At 64.2% G+C, this 16,690-nt stretch carries 11 protein-coding genes; 5 read left to right on the top strand and 6 right to left on the bottom strand.

The genetic code is table 11. The features are described from left to right. Positions 1-89 precede the first annotated feature (89 nt). The 4 genes from maiA (at position 90) to GQA94_RS21280 (ending at position 5,484) form a co-directional block, all read left to right on the top strand. The gene (gene maiA, locus GQA94_RS21295) at positions 90-731 is read left to right on the top strand and encodes a maleylacetoacetate isomerase (protein WP_158189886.1); all 642 of its coding nucleotides are present in this window, start codon (positions 90-92) and stop codon (positions 729-731) included. 209 nt (positions 732-940) lie between these two features. Next, entirely contained in the window at positions 941-2,401 is a 1,461-nt protein-coding gene (locus tag GQA94_RS21290) for a sodium-dependent transporter (protein ID WP_158189885.1), read from the top strand. Between the two features lie 272 nt (positions 2,402-2,673). Further along, positions 2,674-4,563, top strand: coding sequence for a methyl-accepting chemotaxis protein (locus GQA94_RS21285; RefSeq protein WP_158189884.1), 1,890 nt, complete (start codon positions 2,674-2,676; stop codon positions 4,561-4,563). Positions 4,564-4,800: 237 nt separating this feature from the next. After that, complete coding sequence (locus GQA94_RS21280; RefSeq protein WP_158189883.1) at positions 4,801-5,484, top strand: type 1 glutamine amidotransferase domain-containing protein; 684 nt, start codon at positions 4,801-4,803, stop codon at positions 5,482-5,484. Between the two features lie 6 nt (positions 5,485-5,490). Here the strand turns inward: GQA94_RS21280 and GQA94_RS21275 are convergent, their stop codons facing one another. From GQA94_RS21275 to phhA, 4 genes are all read right to left on the bottom strand, one after another. Next, positions 5,491-6,315, bottom strand: a complete 825-nt coding sequence (locus tag GQA94_RS21275) for an EAL domain-containing protein (RefSeq protein WP_158189882.1) — start codon at positions 6,313-6,315, stop codon at positions 5,491-5,493. A 155-nt stretch (positions 6,316-6,470) separates the two neighbouring features. Then, positions 6,471-7,667 carry an amino acid aminotransferase gene (locus GQA94_RS21270; RefSeq protein ID WP_158189881.1) on the bottom strand — a complete coding sequence of 399 codons (1,197 nt, stop codon included), beginning with the start codon at positions 7,665-7,667 and terminating at the stop codon, positions 6,471-6,473. Continuing rightward, a complete protein-coding gene (locus GQA94_RS21265) occupies positions 7,664-8,020 on the bottom strand; it encodes a 4a-hydroxytetrahydrobiopterin dehydratase (RefSeq protein ID WP_158189880.1) in 357 nt (118 codons plus the stop codon). Before GQA94_RS21265 ends, GQA94_RS21270 begins: the two co-directional genes overlap by 4 nt. 185 nt (positions 8,021-8,205) lie before the next feature. Continuing rightward, entirely contained in the window at positions 8,206-8,991 is a 786-nt protein-coding gene (gene phhA, locus GQA94_RS21260; protein ID WP_158189879.1) for a phenylalanine 4-monooxygenase, read from the bottom strand. Between the two features lie 263 nt (positions 8,992-9,254). Between phhA and GQA94_RS21255 the strand changes: the two genes are divergently transcribed. After that, a complete protein-coding gene (locus GQA94_RS21255; protein WP_158189878.1) occupies positions 9,255-10,811 on the top strand; it encodes a sigma-54-dependent transcriptional regulator in 1,557 nt (518 codons plus the stop codon). 79 nt (positions 10,812-10,890) lie between these two features. Here GQA94_RS21255 and GQA94_RS21250 read toward each other — a convergent pair whose 3' ends face one another. Together GQA94_RS21250 and GQA94_RS21245 are read right to left on the bottom strand one after the other, a co-directional pair. Beyond that, positions 10,891-15,063 carry a CheR family methyltransferase gene (locus GQA94_RS21250; protein WP_158189877.1) on the bottom strand — a complete coding sequence of 1,391 codons (4,173 nt, stop codon included), beginning with the start codon at positions 15,061-15,063 and terminating at the stop codon, positions 10,891-10,893. A 172-nt stretch (positions 15,064-15,235) separates the two neighbouring features. Beyond that, a complete protein-coding gene (locus GQA94_RS21245; RefSeq protein WP_158189876.1) occupies positions 15,236-16,612 on the bottom strand; it encodes an L-serine ammonia-lyase in 1,377 nt (458 codons plus the stop codon). Positions 16,613-16,690 lie beyond the last annotated feature (78 nt).

Genomic DNA, 16,690 nt, shown 5'->3' with positions numbered 1-16,690 from the left:
TCGGTCGATGGCGCGCCGGGTGGTACCGCCTCGCGGGCCCTGCCGTCGCGAAGCACACCCTGATCTCCACCCCGACGAGAGACACCCTTATGCTCAAGCTTTATTCCTACTGGCGTTCCAGCGCCGCCTACCGGGTGCGCATTGCGCTCAACCTCAAGGGCGTGGCCTTCGAGACCCTGCCGGTGCATCTGGTCAAGGAAGGCGGCCAGCAGCATTCGCCCGACTACCGGGCGCTCAATCCGCAGGGCCTGGTGCCCTTGCTGGTAGATGGCGACGCGCGCATCAGCCAGTCGCTGGCGATCCTCGAGTACCTGGAGGAAATATTCCCGATCCCCGCGTTGCTGCCCGATGATCCGGCTGAGCGGGCGCGGGTGCGGTCGCTGGCGTTGCACATCGCCTGCGACCTTCATCCGCTGAACAATCTTCGGGTGCTGCAGTACCTCAGCGGCACGCTGGGCGTCGAGGACGAGGCCAGACAGGCGTGGGTCCGGCACTGGATCGCCACCGGGCTGGCCGGCGTGGAACAGGGGCTCGCCGCGTACGAAGGCAGCCTGTCACTGGGCAGACGGCCCGGTTATCTGGAGGCATGCCTGGTGCCACAGGTATACAATGCGCGCCGTTTTAACTGTGACCTCAGCGCCTACCCGCGCATTTTGCGGCTGACCGAGCACTGCGAAACCCTCGAAGCATTCGCCAATGCCGCTCCGGAGGTGCAGCCAGACGCTCAGTAAGTTATCGGGCCGTTGAAAATCCATGCGTTGGCAATCCGCCGCCAGGACAGTCCCAGGATGCTCGTTTACTGCCTTGAAGCGCCTTCCGACTGTTTGGCACGTCTGCCTCGCCTGTGTTTGCAACGGCCTGTTTGTCCGCCTTGCCACTCCGTCGCGTCACGAGCGCGGCGGGTTCGATTCCGTCACAGATAACAACAAACAGGTGACGCATGACCCGTGAAAAACCCAAGAACCTCTGGCTCTCCCGCTGGGGCTTCATCCTCGCCGCGACCGGTTCCGCAGTCGGCCTCGGCAACATCTGGAAATTCCCGTATATCACCGGCGAATACGGCGGTGGCGCTTTCGTGCTGATGTACCTGGCGTGCATCCTGGCCATTGGCATCCCGGTGATGATGACCGAAATCGCCATCGGACGCCGTGGGCGCGGCAGCCCCATCGACGCGATCGGCCGGGCCGTGCGTGAGAACGGCAGCAGCACCTTGTGGAAAGGCGTCGGCGGCATGGCCATGGTGGCTGGCTTCCTGATCCTCTGCTTCTACGTGGTGGTGGCCGGCTGGGCGTTCGCCTACACCGTCAAGATGCTCGACGGCTCGCTCGCGGCCAGCTCAGTCGAAGGCCTGGCCCAGGTATTCGAAGCGCACAACGCCAACCCGTGGCAACTGGGCGGCTGGAGCGTGCTGGTGGCGCTGCTGACACTCTGGATCGTCGCCAAGGGCGTGCAACAGGGCATCGAAAGCGCGGTGCGCTGGATGATGCCGGGGCTGGCGGTGATGCTGCTGATACTGGTCGGCTACGCCTTCACCAGCGGCGGTTTCGACGAAGGCTTCGCCTTCCTGTTCAGCTTCGACACTTCCAAGCTCACCGGTGAAGCGTTGCTGGCCGCGCTCGGGCATGCGTTCTTCACACTCAGCCTGGCCTCCGGGGCGATCCTCACCTATGGCTCCTATATCCCCGATGGCCAGTCCATCACCCGCACCACCTTCATGGTCGCCATCGCCGATACCTGCGTGGCGCTGCTGGCGGGCCTGGCGATCTTCCCGATCATCTTCGCCAACGGCATGGACCCGACCGCCGGCCCCGGCCTGATCTTCATGAGCCTGCCGCTGGCGTTCCAGCAGATGCCGTTCGGCACGTTGTTCGGCACTTTGTTTTTCGCGATGGTATCGATCGCTGCGCTGACTTCGGCGATCTCGATGATCGAGGCCACCGTCGCCTATCTCAATGAAAAGCACGGTGTCAGCCGACTCAAGGCGGCCGTTGGAGCCGGTGCGGTGCTGCTGGTGATCAGCCTGCTGGCGATGCTCTCGTTCAACCTGATGGCTGGCTGGACGCCGCTGGGCAAGAACTTCTTCGACTGGCTGGACTACCTGACCTCGCGCTGGATGATGCCGCTGGGCGGAATCTTCATCGTCATCTTCGCCGGCTATGTGCTGCGCAGCGACATCATGCGCGATGAACTGGACCTGCCGCCGCTGGGCTATGCGCTGTGGCTGTTCATGGTGCGCTACGTCTGCCCGGTGCTGATCACCATGGTGTTCCTGCATGCCCTCGGCTGGCTGGGCTTCGACCCGCTGGTGCGCTGGTACTGGATCGCCGGCGCCATCGGCGCGCTGACCATCCTGGGCGAAGGTCTGCGTCCGAGGGTCATGCCCGCGCTGGCGGGGCGCTGAGCTGCGCAGGCTTGGTCTCAACTGACACAACGGCACGCCGGAAACGGCGTGCCGTTGTTATTTGTGGCGCAGGGCCTGGTGCCAGGCGTGGGCCGCTGCCGGGTTCGCCCGGTCCTGGCCGAGCCCCCAGCGGGCGGGCGCTTGCGGCGAATTCGATGCGACGAGCGGGTTAAAGAACCGCTCGGCCTGGCCGAAAGATCGCCTAACGCAGCGGATGCTCATCAAGGCCAGGGACAGCCGATTCGACCCAGCCCCGATCCGGACTTGCATGCATGCCTAGCCGTCTTAAGTTCAGCCACAAGATTCTCCTGGCCGCCTCACTGGTCGTGATCACGACCTTTGCGCTGTTCACGCTTTACAACGATTACCTGCAGCGCAACGCCATCCGTGACAACCTCGAAAATTACCTTGACGAGATGGGCGAAATCACCGCGCACAACATCCAGAACTGGCTATCGGGCCGTCTGGTGCTGCTTGAAGGCACCGCTCAAACCATCGCGCGCGACAGCTCCGGTCGCGCCGTCGAGGCCCTGCTCAGGCAGCCTTCGCTCAGCTCGACCTTTGCCTTCACCTACCTGGGTAGAGCCGATGGCGAGTTCCTCGTGCACCCTCGATTCGAGCTGCCGGATGGTTACGATCCCCGTCAGCGCCCCTGGTACAAGGACGCCCAGGCCGCCGGGCGGACCACCCTGACCGAACCCTATCTGGACGCCGCGACCCAGGAACTCGTCATTACGGCGGCAACGCCTGCGCGTGACGGTGGCCAGCACCTCGGCGTGGTGGGCGGTGACCTCAGCCTGAAGGTCCTGGTCGATATCATCAACGCGCTGGACTTCGACGGCATGGGCTACGCCTTTCTGGTCAGCGAGGACGGCACGGTGCTGGTGCACCCGGACACGACCAAGGTGATGAAGTCGCTGCGCGAGCTGTACCCACGGAACACACCTGCACTGACCAGCGGCTACAGCGAGGCGGAGCTGGACGGGCAGGCTCGCATTCTCAGCTTCAGCCCGGTGGCCGGGCTGCCGTCGGTGCGCTGGTACGTCGGGATTGCCGTGGAGAAGGACAAGGCCTTCGCCGCGCTGTCCAGCTTCCGTACCACCGCGTTGCTGGCGACCGTGCTGGCCGTGGCGTTCATCCTGATGCTGTTGGGCATGCTGATTCGCGTACTGATGCGGCCGCTGACCGAAATGGGGCAGGCCATGGAAAACATCGCGGCGGGCGAGGGCGATCTCACGCGGCGCCTGAACGTTGAATCGAACGATGAGTTCGGTACGTTGGCCACCGCATTCAATCGGTTCGTCGAGCGTATTCACGGCTCGATCCGCGACGTGTCATCGGCGACCGAGCAGGTCAACGAAGTGGCCCGGCGTGTGCTGACCGCCTCCAACGCGTCGATGCTCAACTCCGACGAGCAGGCCAGTCGCACCAACAGCGTCGCAGCCGCGATCAATCAGCTCGGCGCCGCCGCGCAGGAAATCGCCCGCAACGCCGCCGACGCTTCGCAGCAGGCCAGCGGCGCCAGCCATCAGGCCGAAGACGGGCGCAAGGTCGTCGAGCAGAACATCGACGCAATGAAGCAACTGTCGAGCAACATCAGTGCGTCCTGTGAGCAGATCGAAGCGCTCAACAGTCAGACGGTCGGCATCGGGCAGATTCTCGACGTGATCAAGGGCATCTCTGAACAGACCAACCTGCTTGCACTCAACGCCGCGATTGAAGCCGCACGCGCCGGGGAGGCCGGGCGTGGCTTTGCGGTCGTGGCTGATGAGGTCCGCAGCCTGGCCCATCGCACCCAGACGTCCGCGCAGGAAATCCACGGCATGATCGAGAAGTTGCAGGTCGGCGCCCGCGATTCGGTCACCACCATGACCGAGAGCCAGCGTCAGAGCGAGGCCAGCGTCGGCATTGCCAACCGTGCCGGCGAGCGGCTGGGCAGCGTAACCCGCAGCATCGGTGAGATCGACGCGATGAATCAGTCGGTGGCCACTGCCACGGAAGAGCAGACCTCGGTGATCGAGTCGCTGAACATGGACATCACCGAGATCAATACCCTCAACCAGGAAGGTGTCGAAAACCTGCAATCGACCTTGCGTGCCTGCTCCGATCTGGAGCAGCAAGCCACTCGTCTCAAACAGCTGGTGGGCAGTTTCCGCATCTGACGCAAGGGCGTGATGCCTTCGTCGCCGCATGCGGATTTACCTGTCGAAGTGATGCTGGCGAGCCGGATGCGCCGTCAAACCGCAAAGCGCTTCAGAGGCGGGCGAGGGCGTACTCGGCGACGGCGAGTTCGGCACTTGAGTGAGCAGAGCGAGCAGGTCGTGGTCGAAGCTTTTCATGCTGGCTGATCCCGAATCGTCGGGTTGGTTGGCGAATCGGCCGCGAAATCAGGAGGCTCCATGAAGATACTCATCGTGCTCACGTCCCACGCCCAGCTCGGCGACACCGGCAAGCAGACCGGTTTTTGGCTCGAGGAATTCGCGGCGCCTTATTACGTCTTCAAGGACGCCGGTGCCGACATCGTCCTGGCGTCGCCCAAGGGCGGGCAGCCGCCGCTCGATCCGAAAAGCGATGCGCCGGATGCTCAGACGGAGATGACCCGGCGCTTCGGCGGCGATGAAGAGGCCCAGGCGCTGCTGGCCAATACCCACACGCTCGCCGAGCTGGTCGCGGACGACTTCGATGCGGTGTTTTATCCCGGAGGCCACGGCCCGCTCTGGGACCTGGCGGGTGACCCGGCCTCGATCGCGCTGATCGAATCGTTCATCAAGGCCGGCAAGCCGGTGGCGGCGGTCTGTCACGCGCCCGCCGCGCTGGTCGAGGTGCGCGGCGAGGACGGCGAGCCGCTGGTCAAGGGCAAGCGCGTGACCGGGTTTACCAATACGGAGGAAGAAGCGGTGCAGCTCACCGAGGTGGTGCCGTTTCTGCTGGAAGACAGGCTCAAGGCGCTGGGGGCCCACTACAGCAAGGGGCCCGACTGGGCTCCCTATGTGTTGACCGATGGGTTGTTGGTCACCGGGCAGAACCCGGCGTCTTCGGAACAGGCGGCCCGTCAACTGCTCGGGCTGCTTGAAGCCGGGTAAGGCGTTTCAGCTCGGCAAACCGTCTGCCCAGGTCAAGGCGTCGGCCTGGGCGCAGGCGTCGAACAAGGGCTTGCTGAACAGATAACCCTGCATCAGGGTAATGCCCAGGTCATGCAGCGCGCTGCACTCGTCACGGGTTTCGACGCCTTCACCGATGACCTGGATGTCCAGTTCATCGCACATCGCGACGGTCGCCCTGACGATGGCCTGGCGGGCACGGCTCTGGTCTATGCCGCGGATCAGGTCCATGTCCAGCTTGATGATGTCCGGCTGGAAATCGGCGAGCAGGTTGAGCCCGGCGAAACCGGCTCCAAAGTCATCGATCGCGGTGAGAAATCCGATGCGCTGGTACTCGCGCAGCACTTCTGCCAGCCACTTGGCATCGCTGACTCGCTCGCCCTCGACGGTTTCGAATACGATCCGTTCCACCGGAAACCCATGCGCACGGGCCGCTTCCAACGTCGAGCGAATGCACAGTTCCGGCCGGTAGATGGCGTTGGGCATGAAGTTGATCGACAGCCGGCTTTGCATGCCGAGCCTGGCCGCATTCTTGATCGCCTTGACCCGGCAGGCCTGGTCGAAGCGGAAGCGATTGTCCGGGGTTACCTGCGCCAGCACGCTGGGCGCCGGCTCGCCATTGACGCCGCGCACCAGCGCTTCATGGGCAAAGATATCCCGTGTGCTCAGGTCGACGATGGGCTGGTAGGCGTAGCTGAACGCAAAGTCCAGCCGTTCACCGCTCGCGCAGCTGGGGCAGGCCCCGTGTTCGCTGGCCGAATGGCAGGCATATGAATGAGGGGCAGGGTTGGCAGCCGTATTGCTAGGGGTCATGGGCGCGCTCGCTGGGATTCCGATGGCCGAAGGGTAACGGCTTCGCCAGGGGAAGCTGAAGGCCGGCCGTCACCGGAGCCTTCGGTAGGCCCGGCCCGAGCCTCGCTGCAGCGGGCCGGCCTGTTGGCCCTTCCGCGTGCAAGCGGCGGCTCGGGTTATTGGGTGACCCGTGCGATCGCTTGAGCCAGTTGATCCAGGCGCTCGGCATCGAGGCCTGCAATATTGGCCCGCCCGCTTTCTACCAGGTACACCGCGTCCTCGGCGCGCAGGCGCAGCACTTGCTCGGCGGTGAGACCTGTGTAGGAGAACATCCCGCGCTGCCGCGCGATGTGCGCGAAACGCTCGGCGAGCCCGTAGGGCGCAAGGGCCTCGACCAGCCCCTGACGCAGCCCGGCGATGCGTTCGCGCTTGGCGGCGACCTCCTGTTGCCAGAGCTGGCTCAGTTCGGGATTGGCCAGGATCGTCGCCACCACGGCGGCACCGTGAGACGGCGGCGTCGACCAGAGATTGCGCGCGACCGAGGCGAACTGGCTGCGCACGTCGACCAGCGAATCAGCAGTGGCGGTCACCGCGATCAGCGCGCCGGTGCGTTCACGATAAAGGCCGAAGTTCTTCGAGCAGGAACTGGTAATCAGCACCTCGGGTAATGCCTCGACAAACAGGCGTACGGCCCAGGCGTCTTCCTCCAGACCGTCGCCAAAGCCCTGATACGCAAAGTCGAACAAGGGCAGCAGCTCACGCTGGCGGACGATTTCCAGCACCTCGCGCCAGTCGTCCTGGCTCAGGTCGTAGCCGGTGGGATTGTGGCAGCAGGCGTGCAGCAACACGACGTCGCCGCTGGGAATCCGCTCCAGCGTGGCGAGCATGGCGGGCACGTCGAGCTGGTTGTCCGGGTTGACGTAGGGGTAGTGTTCGACCCTGAGCCGGGCCGCGGCGAACAGGGTCTCGTGGATGGGCCAGGTCGGGTCGCTGAGCCACAGGCTTCGTCCCGGCAGGCATCGGGCGATGAAGTCGCCGGCCAGCCGCAGCGCGCCGGTGCCGCCGGGTGTCTGGGTGCACCCGGCGCGGTGCTGGACCCGTGCCGGCGAACCTTCGCCAAGGACCAGGCGCAGCATCTGCTCGCCGAACAACGGGTCGCCATGGCCGCCGATATAGCTCTTGGTCTGCTCACTGTCGACCAGCCGCTGCTCGGCCTGCTTCACGGCCCTGGGAATCGGCGTCAGGCCCAGGGCGTCCTTGTAGACGCCAACGCCGAGGTCGAGCTTGGCCGGGTTCGGGTCGGCGCGATAGGCGTCGAGCAGCCCGAGAATCGGGTCGCCCGGGACCCGTGCCACTTTCCCGAAATGCTTCACTTGCGGCCCTCGGCGGTTTTGGCCAGGTCATCGGTGCGGGCGGCCATGATGAAGTCGTTGCGGTGCAGGCCCTTGATCGAGTGGCTCCACCAGGTGACGGTGACCTTGCCCCATTCGGTCAGCAGGCCGGGATGATGCCCCTCGGCTTCGGCGATCTCGCCGACGGCGTTGGTGAAGGCCAGGGCATGGCGGAAATTCTTGAAGGCGAAGACCTTTTCCAGCTCCATGTGGCCGTCACGGGTCTCGATGTTCCAGTCTGGAATCTGCTTGATCAGCTCGGCCAGTTCGTCATCGGAGACCTTCGGCGCGTCGGCGCGGCAGGCTTCGCAGTGGGCTTGGGTCAGGGCGGTCATGGTTGATCCTTCTGTCGTTCGGTGAATGGTCGGTGGCGGGTCGTCAGCCTTAGGGTAGCCCGGGCGGCGCTCTGCCTTCACGCCACCGTTCGGCTTGCTTCGCACGCGATTCGCAGAGACCTTGAGGGCATCGGTGGGCTTCACCCCACCGCGCGCGGCCTGGGTGCAACACGGCGAAGCATTCCCTACGCCGCTTTAGGCGGAAACTTTGGCTGATGCAGCCCCAGCCGCATGGCGGTGCGCACCTGGGCCATGATGTCTTCATGCGCGACGTCGAACAGCCGCTTGAGCTCCGGCAGGACGAAGTACACCGGCTGCAGGATGTCGATGCGATACGGCGTGCGCATCGCTTCGACCACATCGAAGCGCTGGTGCTCGGGTGTATCCGAGAGGCAGTACAGCGTTTCCTTCGGCGAGGAGAGGATGCCGCCGCCGTAGATGCGGCGACCGGCCGGTGTGTCCACCAGGCCAAACTCGATGGTCATCCAGTACAGCCGCGCGAGGTAGACGCGCTCTTCCTTGCTGGCCTTGAGGCCGAGCTGGCCGTAGGTGTGCGTGAATTCGGCGAACCAGGGATTGGTCAGCAGCGGGCAGTGGCCGAAAATCTCGTGGAAGATGTCCGGCTCCTGCAGATAGTCCAGCTCCTGCGGGGTGCGGATGAAGGTGGCAACCGGGAAGCGCTTGCTGGCCAGCAGTTCGAAAAAGGTCTGGAAGGGGATCAGTGCCGGCACCCGCGCCACCTGCCAACCGGTCGTGGCCCGCAGCACGCGGTTGATTTCGTCCAGTTGCGGGATGCGGTCGCGGGGCAGTGCGAGCTGTTCGATGCCGTCCAGGTAGGGTTGGCAAGCGCGGCCATCGAGCAGTTTCAGCTGGCGTTCGATCAGGGTTTGCCAGACCGCATGCTCAGCGTCCGGATAGTGGATTCGGCCTTGTGCATCCGGTTCGCGGGCGACGTATCGGGTGGTTTTCATCTGACCTCCTGGGCGGGATGGCCGCGTGGTTCTTGTCGTTATGGATGCCTCATCTGAACGCGCGGCACGCGCGCTGAGTAGAGCGCCGCCAAGGCGTGGAGCCGCCTTGTGCCGTCCGGCGCGTAACGAAAAGATGACGAATCGGTACGGCAGCGTGATGATCGCCTTGCCCGCAGGCTGAGCTGTCAAATAATCTTTACGAACATTCGCGGCGATCGGTAGAAAAATCGCCGGACCATAACAACAAGACAGGCGCTTTTCGCATGCGAATCAGAATCCTGTGCCAGAACCGCATCGGCATCCTCCGGGACATGCTCGAACTGCTGGTCGATTACGGCATCAACGTGGCGCGTGGCGAGGTTGGTGGTGAGCACGGCAATGCCGTTTACCTGCATTGCCCGAACCTGATGAATCTGCAACTGCAGGCCCTGCGGCCGAAAATAGAAGCGCTGCAAGGCGTGTTCGAGGTGCGCAAGGTCGGCCTGATGCCCAGCGAACGACACTCGTTGGAACTCAATGCATTGCTCGGCGCGTTGGAGTTTCCGGTGCTGTCCATCGATATGGCCGGCGCCATTGTCGCCGCCAACCGCGCGGCGGCGCAGTTGCTCGGGGTGCGGGTCGACGAGGTGCCCGGCATGAGCCTGTCGCGCTACGCCGAGGACTTCGATCTGCCGGAGCTGGTGCGTGCCAACAAGGCGCGCATCAACGGCTTGCGGGTGACCATCAAGGGGGACGTGTTCCTCGCCGACATCGCACCGCTGCAATCGGAACATGACGACAGCGAAGCACTGGCCGGAGCCGTCCTGACACTGCACCGTGCCGACCGCGTCGGCGAGCGTATCTATAACGTGCGCAAGCAGGAGCTGCGAGGCTTCGACAGTATTTTCCAGAGTTCTAAAGTCATGGCGGCGGTGGTCCGTGAGGCCCGGCGCATGGCGCCGTTGGACGCGCCTTTGCTGATTGAGGGCGAGACCGGTACGGGCAAGGAGTTGCTGGCGCGGGCCTGTCACCTGTCCAGCCCGCGCGGGCAGTCACCGTTCATGGCGCTCAATTGCGCCGGCCTGCCTGAATCCATGGCCGAGACCGAGTTGTTCGGCTATGGCCCCGGCGCCTTCGAAGGCGCTCGGCCCGAAGGCAAGCTGGGTCTGCTGGAGCTGACCGCTGGCGGTACGCTGTTCCTCGACGGCGTCGGCGAAATGAGCACGCGGCTGCAGGCCAAGCTCGTGCGTTTCCTTCAGGACGGGTGCTTCCGAAGGGTGGGCAGCGACGAAGAGGTCTATCTGGACGTACGGGTGATCTGCGCGACGCAACTGGATCTGTCCGAGCTTTGCGCCAGGGGCGAATTCCGTCAGGACCTTTACCATCGACTCAACGTGCTGTCGCTGCACATCCCGCCGCTACGCGAATGCCTGGACGGGCTGGAGCCGCTGGCGCTGCACTTTCTCGATCAGGCCAGCCGGCAGATCGGGTGCGCCTTGCCGAGCCTGTCGCCGCCAGCGCTGGAGCGGCTGGCCGCCTATCACTGGCCGGGCAACGTAAGGCAACTGGAAAACACGCTGTTTCAGGCGGTTTCGCTGTGCGAGGGCGGCGTGATCAAGCCCGAGCACATTCGCTTGCCGGACTACGGCACACCGCAACCCCTGGGCGAATTTTCGCTCGAGGGCGACCTTGGAGGCATCGTCGGACGTTTCGAAAAGGCGGTGCTGGAGGCCCTTTACCAGCAGTACCCGAGCAGCCGCCAGCTGGGCAAGCGGTTGGGCGTCTCGCATACCACCATCGCCAACAAGCTGCGCGACTACGGGATCGGCAAGGAGGCTTGAGACGCCGCGGATGCATGCCCCGCGGCGCATGTCGATCATCGGCGCACGGGCCGTGCGGATCGGCTGCCGGCCACTGGCGTCAGTGCACCGCCTGGGTCACCGCGCCGATCAGCGCCTGCAGATCGATCGGCTTGCGCAGGTGCAGCGTAAAGCCCGCGGTTTTCGCCTTCTCCACGTCGCGCAGCGTGCCGTAGCCGGTCAGGGCGATGCTCGGCGTGTGGGCGTTGGTGGTGCCTTTGCGTATTTCGGTCATCATCCGGTGACCGTCGATCACCGGCATGCCGATATCCGACACGATCACGTCGAAGCGCGTGGCCTCGGCCTGCTCGATGCCTTGCGCGCCGCCGCTGGCGGTGGTGACCTGGGCACCCTCGCTTTCGAGCAGCTCGCGCATGGTGTCGAGAATGTCCGGTGAGTCATCGACCAGCAGAATCCTGATTCCCGCCAGCCCGCCTGGGGCGTCATGCTGGGCCAGTTCACTGAGCTCGAGTTCGGTCTGCAGATGAATCGGCAGCCAGACGCTGAAGCGCGCGCCGCGCCCAAGCCCTTCGGAAAAGGCGTCGATACGACCGCCATGCGCCTCGACCAGTTGCTTGACCAGCGCCAGGCCGATCCCCAGGCCATGCTTGGAGCGTTGTGCATGCTGCATCTCGGCCTGGCCGAACATGTCGAACACCTTGGGCAGGAAATCCGCGGCTATCCCTTCCCCGGTGTCGATGACGTCCAGCCGCGCCTGGTCGCCTTCGCGTTCGAGTTGCATGCAGATACGCTCGCCGCCTTTGGTGAATTTCCAGGCGTTGTTGAGCAGGTTCCAGATGATCTGGTCCAGGCGTGTGGGGTCGGCGTGCACATAGATGGGCTGGTCGGGTTTGAAGGATTCGAACGTGACGTTTTCCGCCTGAGCCAGCGGCGCGAATACCGCCTCGATGCCGCGTAGCACGTCCTGATAATTCAGCGTCGAGAAGTGCAGCTTGAGCTTGCCGGTCCGAATGCGCGAGACGTCCATCAGGTCGTCGATGATCCGCGACTGGCTGCGGACCGCGTTCTGGATCGCCTGGGTTGCCTTGCGCAGGCTGGGTGAGTTTTTCGCGGCCTGCGAGCGGGCGATCAGATCGCTGTTGAGCTGGATCAGGTTCAGCGGGTGCTTGAGTTCATGCGACAACACCGCGAAGAACTGGTCCTTCTGCAGGTTGGAGGCCTGGATGTTCTCCAGCTCGGTTTGCTGTTCGGAACTGCGCTGGCGGTCTTCGGTGAGGTCGCGAGCGATCTTGGCGAAGCCGGTGACCGTGCCTTGATTGTCCACCAACGGATTGACCAGGCCGCTGAAGAAGCACCGCGTACCGTCCCTGCGCACATGCCAGCGCTCGTCCGCCGCCTGGCCTTGCTCCAGTGCTCGCGTGCGCTCGGCTTCAGGCACCCCGGCCAGGCGGTCCTCCTCGGTGTAGATCATCTCGACCGGCTGGCCGATGGCCTCCTGCTCGCTGTAACCGAAGATGTGCTCGGCGCCGCGGTTCCAGGTGGTGATGAGCCCCTCGCAATCCAGCGTGATGATGGCGTAGCCCTTGGTGCTCTGCGCCAATTGCTTCATGTGGGCCTCGCCGGCGCGCACCTGTTCCTCGGCGCGGCGGCGGTCGGTGATGTCGATGAAGGTCAGCACAGCGCCCTGGATGCGGTCGTCCAGCGTCCGGTACGGCAGGAAGCGCGCCAGGTACCAGCGATCCCCGTTCAGGTTGCTGATTTCGCGCTCTACCAGGCGCAGCTCTTCGAAGGCTTTGATTGCATCCTTGTGCAACTGCGGGTAGTTGAGGCGGTGCGTGATGTCCATCAGCGATCGTCCCGCGTCGTTGCCGATCACGTTGAAGATGTCGCGTGTACGCGGGGTGAACCACTTGATGCGCATGGCGCGATCGACGAACAGGGTGGCGATGTCGGTCGACGAGATGAGGTTCTGCAGGTCATCGTTGATCTTGCTGGTTTCGTCGACCTTGGTCTTGAGTTCGAAATTGACCGTGGTCAGCTCCTCGTTGATCGACTGCAACTCTTCCTTGCTGGTTTCCAGCTCCTCGGTGGCCGAGCGCAGCTCCTCGTTGATGGCCTGCAATTCCTCATTGGAGGCGCGCAGCTCTTCGGTCGAGGTTTCGGAATGCTCCATGGTGACCTGCAGTTGCTCCTTGGTCCGCTGCAGCTCGGCCTCCAGCTGCGTGAGCACGCTGTCCTTGGCACTGCTGTCCTCCACGACGTTGCTGCCCATGCAGTCTTCCACCTCGTCGAACAACACCAGCATGTAATCGCTGCCGGCCTCGTTATCACGGAACGGGCGAACCACCATGTTGACGTAGAAGGCACGCCCGTCGCGCTCGAGTTTCACCCGCCGCGCCTCGACGCTCTTGCCGGTGTGCGTGGCCTGGTACAACGCGGTGCGCAGTTCGAGCCGCAGCTGCGGGTGCACCAGTGCCGTCAGGTTCAGCGAGGGCTCGCCGCCGACATAACGCAGGAAATGTCCGGCCCGGTCGGACATGTGGACGATCTCGGCCTCCTGGTTGACGATCACGCTCGGCGGCGCGTACTGCTCCAGGGCCCGCTGATGAACGTCGGCGAAGGAGAACTTCCTGTTGCGCTTGGACGGCTCGCTAGGGGGCACCCGGATCGGGGTGGTAAGGGCCGCGCCCTGGAATGGCCCTGTCGGGGCGCGGCGCAGGGAGGCGCTGACTTCCCTGGCCCGATAGATGCGGTTCTTCTTGTCGACCGGCGTGAACAGCTGGCTGCAGGCGTCGGCGGTCTCCGAACTGCCGAGGAACAGGTAGCCGCCCGGGTTGAGGGCAAAGTGGAACATGCGCAGCACTTCGAGCTGGATGTCCCGGTCCAGGTAGATCATCAGGTTGCGGCAGGAGATCATGTCCAGCCGCGAGAACGGCGGGTCGCGCAGAATATTGTGGCGCGCGAACAGAATGCGTTCGCGCAGTTCCTTCTGCATCCGGTAGTGGTTCTGCTCCTTGATGAAATACTGTCGCAACCGTGGTGGCGTCACGTCGGTCAGGATGGCTTGCGGATAGACACCGGCGCGCGCGGTTTCCAGGGCACGGTCGTCGATGTCGGTGGCGAATACCTGTATCTGTAGCTTCTCCCTGGCGCCGCTGGCCGCGGACTGGTCGGCCAGCAGCATCGCCAGGGAATAAGCCTCCTCGCCCGTCGAGCAGGCCGCCGACCAGACGCGCAACGCCTTGTCCTCTGCGCCGATCTTCATCTCGAACAGCGAGGGGATGATGTCGCGTTCCAGCGCTTCGAAGGCTTCCCGGTCGCGGAAGAAGTTCGTGACTCCGATCAGCATGTCGGCCAGCAGGGCCGGTGTCTCCTCGGGGTGGCTTTGCAGAAACCTGGCGTAGGTGGGCATGTCGCGCAGCGCATTGACCTGCATGCGCCGCTCGATACGGCGCAGCACGGTCGCCTGCTTGTAATGCCGGAAGTCGTGGCCGGTGCGCGCGCGCAGCGCCGCGAGAATCTCGCGCAGCGCCAGCTCGTTGGGTTTGGACTGGGCGTGGGCCTGGGCATATTCGACTTCGCCCTGGGCGGCTCCGGCCTGTTCGCTGTCACTCAACGGCGGCAGCGGCTCCTTGCGCGCCAGCAGTGCCTCCAGGTTTCGCCCCAGCTCGACCAGTCGCTGCGGCATGTCGACGACCGGAAGCACGATGTCCACCATCCCGGTTTCGATGGCGCTGCGCGGCATCGAATCGTACTCGGCATCTTCCGGCGTCTGGGCCAGGGTGATGCCGCCTTGCTCCTTGATGCGCGCCAGCCCCACCGATCCGTCCGAACCACTGCCGGACAATACGATGCCCACCGCGTGGCTGTGATGAACGTCCGCCAGCGCGCGGAAGAACAGATCGATGGCCACTTGCGGACCGCGTTCGCGGGTGGGCTTGAGCAGGCGCAGGTAGCCGTCGTTCATCGACAAATCCATCGCCGGCGGGATCACGTAGATATGGTTGCGCTCGATGGGCACCGGCTGGGTGATCTGCAGAACGGGCATCCGGGTGACGTTCTGGAGGATCTTGTCGGCATTGCTTTCATGCTTGGGCGACAGATGCATGATCACGACGAAGGCCATGCCGCAGTCGTTCGGCATGTGCTCGAACAGCGTCAACAACGCCTTGAGACCGCCCGCCGACGCACCGATGCCGACCACCGGGAACTTCAGTGTGCTTCTGATCAGCGAGGTATTTTTGGGCGTAGACGGGTCAAGGGTGGTGCTCATCGAGTCCTCGGCGGTGTGATCCGGCAGTTGTTCTTATGGCGGCATGGAGAGAAGACAGCAGACCTGTCTTGCGAATTCAGTCGGGCGCAAGGCGTACTGCCGAGAGGATGATAAAGGGTGTCGATGCCGATTGCCGCTGTTTAGGCCACGACGATGATCGGCCACGTCTGTCTTAACATTCGATGATATTGACGGCCAGGCCACCGCGCGCGGTTTCCTTGTATTTGCTCTTCATGTCGGCACCGGTCTGGCGCATGGTGCGGATCACCTTGTCGAGCGAGATGAAGTGGCTGCCATCGCCGCGTAACGCCATGCGCGCGGCGTTGATTGCCTTGACCGCACCCATGGCGTTGCGCTCGATGCACGGCACCTGGACCAGCCCGCCGACCGGATCGCAGGTCAGCCCGAGGTTGTGTTCCATGCCGATCTCGGCCGCGTTTTCCACCTGTCGCGGCGTGCCGCCGAGCACTTCGCACAGCGCGCCGGCGGCCATCGAGCAGGCCACGCCGACTTCGCCCTGGCAACCGACCTCGGCGCCGGAGATGGACGCGTTCTCCTTGTAAAGGATGCCGATTGCCGCCGCCGTGAGCAGGAAGCGCACCACACCGTCGTCGTTGGCGCCACGGATGAATCGTACGTAATAGTGCAGCAGCGCCGGGATGATGCCCGCCGCTCCGTTGGTAGGCGCGGTCACCACCCGGCCCCCGGCGGCGTTCTCTTCGTTGACCGCCAATGCGTACAGATCGACCCAGTCGAGCACGTTGAGTGAGTCGCGCAGGTTAGCTTCCGGGTGTTCGCTGAGCTGGCGATACAGGCGAGCCGCCCGGCGCTGCACCTTCAACCCGCCGGGCATCACGCCTTCGGTGCGGCAGCCGGCGGCGACGCAGTCCTGCATGACCTTCCATTTGTCGAGCAGCCCCGCGCGGGTTTCTGCTTCCGGGCGCCAGGCCGCCTCGTTGGCCAGCATCAGCTGGCTGATGGACAATCCATGCTCGCTGCACAGCGCCAGCAACTCGGCGGCGCTATGGAAGGGGTAGGGCAGCGGGGTGCGGTCCTCGACGATGCGGTCGCTGCCGGCCACCTGCTCATCGACGACGAAACCGCCCCCTACCGAGTAGTACTCGCGGCTGCGCAGTTGCAGTCCGGCGCCATCGAACGCGCGAAACGCCATGCCGTTGGGGTGGAAGGCCAGCGGCTTGCGGATGAAAAGCAGATCGCTGCTGATATCGAAACGCAGGCTTCTCTCACCCAGCAGGCGCAGTTCGTGGGATTCACGGATGGCCGCCATGCGTTGTGCAATCGATGCCGTATCGACCGTCTCGGGGCGTTCGCCTTCAAGGCCGAGAATCACCGCCTTGTCGCTGCCGTGGCCCTTGCCGGTGGCGCCGAGCGAGCCATACAGCTCGACTTTCATGCGTTCGGTGCTCGCCAGCAGGTCGTCGTCCCTGAGCCCTTCGACGAAACGCAGCGCGGCGCGCATGGGCCCCACTGTGTGTGAACTGGACGGGCCGATACCGATTTTGAACAGGTCGAAGACACTGAGCGACATGACAGGCTCCAGAAACCAACAGGGCGTGTATTGAGCCTAGACCGTCAATGCCGTTGGGCCGTTGCAGTGACGGTGCTG

Source organism: Stutzerimonas stutzeri (assembly GCF_009789555.1).
GTDB lineage: Bacteria > Pseudomonadota > Gammaproteobacteria > Pseudomonadales > Pseudomonadaceae > Stutzerimonas > Stutzerimonas stutzeri_R.
This window is presented reverse-complemented; position numbering and strand designations above follow the sequence as displayed.